This window comes from Kutzneria sp. NPDC052558, assembly GCF_044547355.1.
Classification (GTDB): Bacteria; Actinomycetota; Actinomycetes; order Mycobacteriales; family Pseudonocardiaceae; genus Kutzneria.
In genome coordinates this window covers 14854-25141 of the sequence record NZ_JBIUAG010000030.1, presented here as the reverse complement: position 1 = coordinate 25141, position 10288 = coordinate 14854, and the positions used below count along the sequence as shown (strand labels likewise).

Here is a 10288-nt window from a genome sequence, read left to right as displayed (position 1 = left end):
GGGTGCGATAAGCGCCCTGCCTAGGTTGGAAACCAGAGAAAACCACTAGCTCACAAGGTGGTCCGGAACGTCATGGCTGATGTCGACAGGTTCGTGGTGGAGTCCCCGTACGTGCGCCGCGCGCGCCGGGCGCACTGGCGCCACCGGCTGATCTGCTTCCCGTACGCGGGCGGCGGCGCGGCCGGGTACGCGGAGTGGCCCGCGTGGCTGCCCGACGACATCGAGCTGATCGCGGTGCAGCTGCCCGGACGCGAGGACCGCGTCAAGGAGCAGCCGCTGACCACCATGACTGCGGCGGTCCGGACGATCGCGCTGGCGCTGCGGCCCTATCTCCAGGGCAGCTTCGCCCTGTTCGGCCACAGCGTCGGCGCGCTCCTCGCCTACGAGCTGGCCAAGGCGTTGCGGGACAAGCGACGCATCGAGCCCGCGCAGCTGCTGCTGTCCGGGCACGTCGCCCCCGACTACCCGATCTCGTTGCCCCAGCTGCACGAACTGCCGGAACCCGAGTTCCGCGCCGCGGTGCGCGGGCTCGGCGGCACGGCCGGCGCGGTCGACGAGAACCTGATGAACGTGCTGTCACCCGCGCTGCGGGCCGACTTCACCCTCGGCGAGACGTACAGCTACCAGGCAGGCGAGCCGTTTTTCGCGCCGATCACCGTGTTCAGCGGTCACGACGACGAGCGCGCGCCGGTCGACGGCCTGGACGAGTGGCGGCACCACACCACCGGTCCCTTCGCCCGGCACATGTTCGAGGGCGGCCACTTCTACCTCAACGATTCCGGCGCGGACCTGGCCCAGGCCATCGGTTCCGTGCTGCGCCAGGAGGTTCGGATCCCATGACGGTCACCGACAACGGCGTCGACCCGGCATTGCTGGCCGACCTCGCCGCCGCCGTGCGCGCCGAGGACGGCGTCACCGACGCGGTCGCGGTCGTCCGCCGCGAAGCCCGCGTGACCCGCGCGGCCAAGCCCCGCGCGGCGAAGCCGGCCGAGCATCGGTCCACAGTGGACTCTGACGGCTTGTCCCCGGCCGAGGCCTTCGGCGGCGACTACGCGCCCCGGCCCGGCGACCCCGCGACCCTTCAGGAAGCCCTGAAGCTGGCGGCGGAACTGGTGCCGGACAAGGGAGTCGCCTACATCGCGGCCAACGGAGGCGAGGAGTTCCAGAGCTACCCCCGACTGCTGGCCGAGGCGCAGCGCGCCCTGACCGGCCTGCGTGACCTGGGCCTTCAGCCCGGCGACCCGGTGCTGTTCCAGTTCGGCGACAACCGCAACTTCCTGGTGGCGTTCTGGGCCTGCGTGCTCGGCGGTCTCCTGCCGACGCCGGTCGGCACGCCGCTGGGCTACGACCGCGACAACGCCGTCACCCGCAAGCTGTTCAACTCCTGGGAGCTGCTGGACCGGCCGCTGATCCTGACCGACCAGCGGCTGCTGGCCGCCGCCCGCGGCCTGTCCGTGCTGTGGGACGTCGAGGACCTGCGGATCGAGGCCTTGGAACCCTTGCTGGGCAACGAGGAGTCGACCGACTGGTTCCCGGCCACCCCGGACGACCCGGCGCTGCACCTGCTCACCTCCGGCAGCACCGGCGTGCCGAAGTGCGTGCGGCACCTCAACCGCAGCATCGTGGCCCGCAGCGTCGGCGACGCCATGGCCAACGACTTCACCGCCGACGACGTGGCCCTGAACTGGATGCCGCTGGACCACGTCGGCGGCATCGTGATGTTCCACGTGTCGGCGGTCGTGCTGCGGCAGAAGTACGTCAACGCCGAGATCGAGGCCTTCCTGGCCGAGCCGGCGAGCTGGATGGAGTGGACGCACCGGCACCGCGCCACCCGCACCTGGGCCCCGAACTTCGCGTTCGCGCTGTTCAACGAGCACGCCGACAGCGCGGCCGGCCGCGACTGGGACCTGTCGTGTCTCCGGTATGTGCTCAACGGCGGCGAGGCCGTGGTCAGCCGCACCGCCCAGCGCTTCGGCCAGATCCTCCAGCCCTACGGCCTGCCGGCCGACGCCATTCGCCCGGCCTACGGCATGTCCGAGACCTCGTCCGGCATCGTGTCCTCGGCACTGTCCAGTGTGGACCCCACCATGGGGACTTTGCGCTTCCGCAAGGACTCCATGTCCGGCCGGCTGCGCCCGGCCGTCGACGACGACCAGGACACGGTCACCTTCACCGAGGTCGGCCGGCCCCAACCGGGCGTGCGGCTGCGGATCGTGGACCACGAGGACCGGGTGCTGCCCGAGGACCACATCGGACGGTTGCAGGCCGCCGGCCCCACGATCATGACCGGCTACCACCGCAACCCGGACGCCAACGCCGCCTCGTTCACCGCCGACGGCTGGTTCACCACCGGCGACCTGGCCTTCCTGCACGACGGGCGGCTCAGCATCACCGGCCGCGAGAACGACCTGATCATCATCCAGGGCGCGAACTTCCTCAGCTACGACATCGAGTCCATCGTCGAGCAGGTCGACGGGGCCGAGGTCACCTTCGTGGCGGCCTGCGCCTACGCCGAGTCCGACGGCGACACCGACCAGCTCGTGGTGTTCTTCGTGCCCAGCTCCGACCGCCCGGCCGAGCAGCGCGCCACCGTCAACCAGATCAAGGCCACGCTGTCCGAGCAGATCGGTCTCCAGCCCCGCCATGCCATCCCGGTGCCGCGCGAGTCGTTCCCCAAGACCGCCAGCGGCAAGATCCAGCGGTCGCAGCTGGTCAAGGACCTCAAGGCCGGCGAGTTCGACGACGTGATCAGCGAGCTGGACGGCGGCCACGAGCCCGAGGGCGCGCTGCCGAACTGGTTCTTCGACAAGGCCTGGCTGTCCACCGAGGACGCTTCCGGTGAGCCGCCGGCCGGCCCGTGGCTGGTGCTGGCCCCCGACGGCGCCGAGATCGACGACCCGGAGATCGTAGTTGCCAATGCCGAGAACTTCACTCGGCTGCTGGAAGAACGCCAGCCGACGGTGGTTGTGCACGCTCTCGGCCTGCACCATTCCGGTGGCTCGCTCGACATCACCGTCCACTCGGTACGGTCGGCCGTCAAAACCCTGACCGGCCAGCGGTTCCTGGTGTTGACGGCCAACGGCGTCTGGGCCCGGCCCGGCGACGAGCTGGACGTGGCCAAGGCGACTCTGCCCGGCCTGATCCGCACCGCCGCCGCCGAGCGTGTGGCGCCGCTGGTTCGGCTGGTCGACGTCGACACCGACGACATCGCGTCCGTCATCCGCACCGAGCTGAAGTCCCCGGCCACGGCCGATCTGGTCGCCTACCGCGACGGCCAGCGGCTCACACCGAAGCTCCGGCCGGTGGCGCTGGGCGATGAGCGACCGGCAGCCATCGAACCCAGCGGCCTGTACCTGATCACCGGCGGTCTGGGCGGCATCGCCCGGGAGATCGCCCAGTACCTGCTCGCGGCGTACCAGGTGAAGTTGTTGCTGGTAGGCCGGTCCGAGGTCGACGCCGACGACGAGCGGCTCCAGGACCTCCAGATCCTCGGCGATGTCGAGTACCACGCGCTGGACGTGGCCGATGCGACGGCGCTGGGCGCGGCGGTCGCGGCGGCCGAGGAACGGCACGGGCCGCTGGCCGGCGTGCTGCACCTGGCCAGCGCCGACGTCTCCGGCCAGTGGTCGGAACTGGAGCGGCACAAGATGATCATCGAGTCGCGCCAGGCCTTCGACGACAACTACCGGGCCAAGGTCCTGGGCACGCTGGCCATCGCCGAGGTGCTCACCGAGCGCCCGGACGCGTTGCTGGTGCTGTTCTCCTCGGTCAACGGGGACTTCGGCGGCAGCTCGTTCGGGGCCTACTCCTCGGCCAACAGCTTCCTCAACGGCTTCGCCGACCACTGGGGCCGCCAGCTCGGGCGGCCGGTGCGCTGCCTGGCGTGGAGCATGTGGTCCGACGCCGGCATGAACCAAGGGGCCCCGGCCGACGCGGCCAAGGCCCGCGGATTCCGTGCCATCACGGCGGAACAGGGCCTGGAGTCGCTCCTGGTCGCGCTGGCGGCCGAGCACGTGCACCTGCTGGTCGGCCTCGACGGCAGCAACGAGCACATCGTCGCCGAGCTCGCCGCCGACCAGTCCCGCACCAGCGAGATCGTGCTGGCCTACACCGGGGACGCCAAGCCCGGCCTGCCTGACGCCGCCCATCGCAGCCCGGTGCCGGTGCGACTGGTCGCCGTGCCGGAGATTCCCCGCGTGGACGGCGAAATCGACCAGGCCCAGCTGCTCGCCGCCGCCACCGTCGCCCGGCAGGACAACTACGTCGCACCGGCCACCGACCTGGAGCGGCAGCTGGCGCAGCTGTGGGCCGAAGTCCTTGGCCGGCCCCGAATCGGCCGTGACGACCGCTTCTTCGACCTGGGCGGCAGCTCGCTGCGCGCCGCCCAGCTCGTCGCCCGCACCAACAGCGCGCTGGACGCTTCCCTGCTGGTGCACCAGCTCTACGAGCACCCGACCGTCGGCGAACTGGCCACCGTACTGGCCAAGGAACTGAAAGGCTAGCCATGACCAACCCGTTCGAGAACAACGACGGCACCTATCTGGTGCTCGTCAACGACGAGGGGCAGCACTCGCTGTGGCCCGAGTTCGTCGAGGCGCCGGCCGGCTGGACCAAGGCCCACGGCCCGGCCGCCCGCCAGGAGTGCCTGGACTACGTGGAGCAGAACTGGACCGACATGCGGCCCAAGAGCCTCGTCGAGCGCATGGCGGCAGCCCAGTGATCACGAAGATCGCGCCGGCGGTGCTGGCCCTGACCGTCATCGCCGCCGGCACCGCGCAGGCCGCGACCGCCGCCGGCACGCCCTGGAGCGTGAACTACCAGCAGGCGAGCGCCAGCGGCGCCATCACGTCCGACCACGCGCAGTTCCCGCAGGTCAAGGCCACCGGCACGCTGACCGTCACCGGTGGCAGCGGTTGCTACCACGTGACGATGGTGAGCTACAAGGTCCCGGACAAGCCGGTGCACACCCAGCGCACCAAGTCGGGGCCGCAGTGCGGCAAGGGCAGCCTGCCGGTCTCGCTGTCCGCCGTGACCAACGCGTTCTTCACCGAGGTCATGTTCAAGGTCTGCGCGGACGACAACGACACCGTGTGTGGCCCGGCCACCACCGTCACGCCCAACTAGGAGAGGAAAGACCCCGATGGCTACCGGCCGGGAGTTCTGGCAGGGCGTGCTCGCCGCGGGCGGGTTCACCGCCGTGCCCAGGTGGGTGCTCGGCGGCGGCGACGGCCGGATCGCCGAGTTCGAGGTGAAGCTGCCCGTCGACCTGCGCACCGGGCGCGTCGCGCTGATCGCCGCGCACGCCAAGGTGATCGCCGCCCTGTCCGGCGACCGGGACGTGGTCACCGGGTACGTGCCGGAGGCCGGCCGGCCGCTGCCGTTCCGGGTCAGCACGGACGTCGACAGCTGGGACGAGCTGCTCGACGCCGTGCGCCGGACCGAGCGGGAAGTGGTGGCACACCAGCCGTTTGACGTCGCGACCGACACGCCGCCGTACGAGATCGAACTGGACCTGGTCGGCGCGGCGCCGGCCAAGGACACTGTCCTTTCCGTTTCCCAGCAAGGGGAAACGCTGACCATCCGGTACCGCACCGATGTCATCGACGCCCCGATGGCCGAGCGCATCGCCGGCTACCACCTGGCCGCGCTCAAGGCGCTGCGGGCCGGGGACTGGCAGCGCAGCCTGCTGTCCGAGGAGGAACTGCACCACCAGATCCACGGCCTGGCCGGCCCTCGCCGCGAACTTCCGGACCAGCGCTTCCACGAGCTGTTCGAGCAGCAGGTCCGTGAGAACCCCGATGCCATAGCCGCCGTGCACGGCGACACTGAGTGGACCTACGCCGAACTGAACCGCCGCGCCAACCAGATCGGCCGGGCGCTGCTGGCCCGGGGCCTGGCGCGCGAGGACGTCGTCGCCGTGGTGACCGAGCGGAACCTGGACTGGATGGCCTCGGTGCTGGCCATCTTCAAGGCCGGCGGGGCGTATCTGCCGATCGAGCCGCACTTCCCGGCCGACCGCATCGCCCGCACCCTGGGCCGCGCGGCCTGCCGGCTGGTGCTGACCGAGGCCGGTAGCGACCGGGCTGTCGGTGACGGAACCGAGATCCTGTACGTGGAAAAGGCTTATGCGGAGGGCCACGCCGACACCGATCTGGGTGTCACCGTCACGTCGGACCAGTTGGCCTACATCTACTTCACCTCCGGCTCCACCGGCGAGCCCAAGGGCGCGATGTGCGAGCAGGCAGGCATGCTCAACCACCTGTACGCCAAGATCGACGACCTGGCCATCGAGCCCGGCAGCGTGGTGGCCCAGGTCGCGCCGCAGTGCTTCGACATCTCCCTGTGGCAGCTGGTGTCGGCGCTGCTGGTCGGCGGCCGGACGGTGCTGGTCGAGCAGGACGTGATCATGGACGTGGCCCGGTTCGTGGACCGGATCGCCACCGGCCGGGTGAACATCCTCCAGGTCGTGCCGTCCTACCTCGAGGTCGTGCTGTCCTATTTGGACGAACACCGGCGCGAGCTGCCGGACCTGCGCTGCGTGTCGGTGACCGGCGAGGCGGTGAAGAAGGAGCTCACCCAGCGCTGGTTCGCCATGACCACGGGCGTCAAGCTGGCCAACGCCTACGGCCTCACCGAGACCTCCGACGACACCAACCACGAGGTCATGGACCGGGCGCCCGACCGGGACCGGGTTCCGCTCGGCCCGGCCATCGGCAACGTGCACGTCTACATCGTCGACGAGCGCCTGAACCCGGTGCCGCTGGGCGCGCCCGGCGAGATCGTGTTCTCCGGCGTCTGCGTCGGCCGGGGCTACGTCAACGACCCGGACCGCACCGCGGCGGCGTTCCTGACCGACCCGCACCGGGCGGGGGAGCGGCTCTACCGCAGCGGCGACCACGGCCGCTGGCTGCCCGAGGGCAAGCTGGAGTTCCTCGGCCGCCGCGACAGCCAGGTCAAGATCCGCGGCTTCCGCATCGAGATCGGCGAGATCGAGAACAAGCTGCTGCTCGTTCCCGGAGTCCGCGACGGCGCGGTGGTCGTCGCCGAACGTGCCGACCACAGCAAGCACCTCGTCGCGTTCTACGCCGGCCCGGCGGAGATCCCGGTCGATCTGCTGCGCGAGACGCTGGGTGAGTCGCTGCCCGAGTACATGGTGCCGACCACCTACCACCACCGGGACACGCTGCCGCTGACGGCCAACAGCAAGATCGACAAGAAGGCGCTGACCACGCTGGCCGCCGAGCTGGCCGAGACCGAGACCGGCGAAGCCCCGGCCACGCCGACCGAGCACCGGCTGGCCGCCGCCTGGTCCAAGGTGCTGGGTGTGCCGGTGGACCAGATCGGCCGGGACGACCACTTCTTCGACCGGGGCGGCACATCGCTGTCCGCGGTGAAGTTGGCGATCGCCCTCGAACGCGCCGTGTCGCTGAAGGACATCACCAGCAACCCCGTGCTGACCGACCTCGCCGCGCTGCTGGACGGCCTGAACGGCAAGGACACCGGGATCCTGCACCGACTGTCCGAATCGGACGGAACCGCGGGCACGCTGGTGTGCTTCCCCTACGCCGGTGGCAACGCGGTGAACTTCCAGCCGATGGCCAAGGCGTTGCAGGGAAGTGGACTCGGCGTTTACGCGGTGGAGCTGCCCGGCCACGACCTGGCCGCCGAGCGGGAACCGTTCGCCCCACTGGACAAGGTCGTCGACCAGGTCGTCACCGAACTCGGCCAGCGGGAGAACGTGCTGCTGTACGGGCATTCCAGCGGCACTGCCTTCGCGCTGGCTGCCGCCCGCGAGCTCGAACGCCGTGGCGTCACCGTGCGCCGGGTGATCCTGGGCGCGCAGCTGCTCGGCCAGGCCGCCGACCGTCGCGCGACCATCGCCGAGCTGGAGACCCGCACCGACGCCGAGATCGCCGCCCGGCTGAGCGCCGACCAGGCCTACACCGAACTCGGCGAACTCGACGCCCAGCGGGCCGAACACGTCGGCGCGGCCTACCGGCACGACTGCGTGACCGCGCACACCTTCTTCGCCGACGCCATCGACAACCCGCCGGCCAAGCTCGCCGCACCCGTCACAGCCCTTGTCGCACAAGACGATTCGGCCACGGCCGGCCGCGTCGACTGGGACCTGCTCGCCGACGAGGTGACCGTGCGCGAGCTGTCGGACGGCGGCCACTACTTCCTGCGCACCAGGCCCGAAGCTGCGGCCGAGGCCGTGGTGCTCGCAGCCGAGCTGATCCCCAGTTCCTGACCACGAAAGGCGATTCACGATGTCCAGCTCAATCGAGGTCGTGGCGGCGGACGCCGCCGGTGACGCGGCCGGCTGGGCCGCGGCCAACCGCGAGCACCTCAAGGCCGTCGTCGCCGAGCACGGCTCGGCCGTCGTCCGCGGCCTTGGCCTGCGCGACGCCGACACCGTCGGCTCGGTCTTCCGGGCGCTCACCGGCTCGCTGATGGCCGAGAAGGAGGCGTTCGCGCCGCGCTGGAACTACTCCGACGGCGTGTACTCGTCCTCCAAGTGGCCGCCCAACCAGCCGATGTGCATGCACCACGAGCTCAGCTACTCGCTGGAGTTCCCCAGCCTCATGCTGTTCGCCTGCCTCAGCGCCCCCGACAGGGGCGGCGCGACCGCGGTCAGCGACTCGCCGACCGTGCTCGACGCGCTGCCGGCCGACCTGGTCGAGCGGTTCGAGCGCGAGGGCTGGCTGCTGACCCGCAACTACAACGACGAGATCGGCGTGCCCTACGCCGAGGCGTTCGGCACCGAGGACCGCTGCGCGGTGGAGAACTACTGCCGCGCCAACGGAATCGCCTTCGAGTGGCAGGCCGACGGCGGCCTGCGCACCCGCCAGCGCCGCAGCGCGGTCATCACTCACCCGGGCGCCGGCCGGCGCTGCTGGTTCAACCAGATCGCCTTCCTCAACGAGTGGACGATGGCCCCCGAGGTGCGGGAGTACCTGGTCGAGGTGTACGGCCCGGAGGCGCTGCCGTTCAACACCGCCTTCGGTGACGGCGAGCCGATCGGCGAGGACGTCGTGCAGCTGCTGAACAAGGTCTACGAGGCCAACACCGTGCGGGAGCCCTGGCAGGCGGGCGACCTGATGCTGGTGGACAACATCCGCACCGCGCACAGCCGGGAGCCCTACGAGGGCGCTCGCGAGGTGCTGGTCGGCATGGGCGACCCGGTGCGGCTCGCCGACTGCGCGCCGACCGTCCAGACCCACGGGTGACCCCCGTCCCTCCCACCACCATGGAGACCGCTGTGCCGGACACACCCACGTTCGCCGTCATCACCGGCGCCCAAGTCCAGGAAGCCCTGGAGGGCCAGGAGAAACTGGTCGCCGACCTGGTCGCCCGCACCTACGTCACGCACGGCGCCGGCGACTCGGTGAACCCGCCGTCGTACTTCCTGCGCTTCCCGGACCGGCCGAGCTCCCGGATCATCGCGCTGCCCGCCTCCATCGGCGGCGACGTCGCCGTGGACGGCCTGAAGTGGATCTCCAGCTTCCCGGAGAACGTGCAGGCCGGCATTCCGCGCGCCTCGGCGGTGCTGATCCTCAACGACCGCGAGACCGGTTATCCGTTCGCCTGCCTGGAAAGCTCCATCATCAGCGCCACCCGCACCGCCGCGTCGGCCGCGCTGGCCGCGAGCGTGCTGGGTGACGCCCGGGGCGTGCGGCCGCGCAGGGTCGGCTTCATCGGCACCGGCCTGATCGCCCGCTACATCCACCGCTACCTGGTCGGCACCGGCTGGGACTTCGACGAGACCGGCGTGTTCGACCTGTCCGCCGACAGCGCCGCCGGCTTCGACGGCTACCTGGGGACCACCGGCGCCAAGGCGACCATCCACGACAGCGCCGAGTCCCTGATCCGGGCCAGCGACCTGGTCGTGTTCGCCACCGTCGCCGGCGAGCCGCACGTGCACGACCCGAAGTGGTTCGAGCACAACCCGTTGGTGCTGCACGTGTCCCTGCGCGACCTGTCGCCGGAGATCATCCTGTCCGCGGTCAACATCGTGGACGACGTGGAGCACTGCCTGAAGGCCAACACCTCGCCGCACCTGGCCGAGCAGCAGACCGGCAGCCGGGACTTCCTGGACGGCACGCTGGCCGAGGTGATGGCCGGCGAGGTGACCATCCCGGCCGACCGTCCGGTCGTGTTCTCCCCGTTCGGTCTCGGCGTGCTGGACCTGGCCGTGGGCAAGCACGTCTACGACGAGATCACCGCCAACGGCCAGCTGCGCGTCGTGGACGACTTCTTCCACGAACTGCGCCGCTTCGGCTGAGGG

Annotated in this window: 7 protein-coding genes; all 7 read left to right on the top strand. The window is 70.7% G+C overall.

Annotated features, from left to right (window positions below; translation table 11 throughout):
• The first annotated feature begins 72 nt into the window (after positions 1-72).
• From ACIG5F_RS38200 to sbnB, 7 genes are read left to right on the top strand one after another with little or no spacing between them, the layout of a single operon-like run.
• Entirely contained in the window at positions 73-840 is a 768-nt protein-coding gene (locus tag ACIG5F_RS38200; protein ID WP_396524912.1) for a thioesterase II family protein, read from the top strand.
• A complete protein-coding gene (locus ACIG5F_RS38195; RefSeq protein WP_396524911.1) occupies positions 837-4502 on the top strand; it encodes an SDR family NAD(P)-dependent oxidoreductase in 3666 nt (1221 codons plus the stop codon). Before ACIG5F_RS38200 ends, ACIG5F_RS38195 begins: the two co-directional genes overlap by 4 nt.
• A 2-nt stretch (positions 4503-4504) precedes the next feature.
• Entirely contained in the window at positions 4505-4720 is a 216-nt protein-coding gene (locus tag ACIG5F_RS38190) for an MbtH family protein (RefSeq protein WP_396524910.1), read from the top strand.
• Positions 4717-5124, top strand: coding sequence for a hypothetical protein (locus ACIG5F_RS38185; protein ID WP_396524909.1), 408 nt, complete (start codon positions 4717-4719; stop codon positions 5122-5124). Before ACIG5F_RS38190 ends, ACIG5F_RS38185 begins: the two co-directional genes overlap by 4 nt.
• Positions 5125-5140: 16 nt before the next feature.
• A complete protein-coding gene (locus ACIG5F_RS38180) occupies positions 5141-8251 on the top strand; it encodes an amino acid adenylation domain-containing protein (protein WP_396524908.1) in 3111 nt (1036 codons plus the stop codon).
• A gap of 19 nt (positions 8252-8270) precedes the next feature.
• A complete protein-coding gene (locus ACIG5F_RS38175) occupies positions 8271-9230 on the top strand; it encodes a TauD/TfdA family dioxygenase (protein ID WP_396524907.1) in 960 nt (319 codons plus the stop codon).
• 20 nt (positions 9231-9250) lie between these two features.
• The gene (sbnB, locus tag ACIG5F_RS38170) at positions 9251-10285 is read left to right on the top strand and encodes a 2,3-diaminopropionate biosynthesis protein SbnB (RefSeq protein ID WP_396524906.1); all 1035 of its coding nucleotides are present in this window, start codon (positions 9251-9253) and stop codon (positions 10283-10285) included.
• Positions 10286-10288 lie beyond the last annotated feature (3 nt).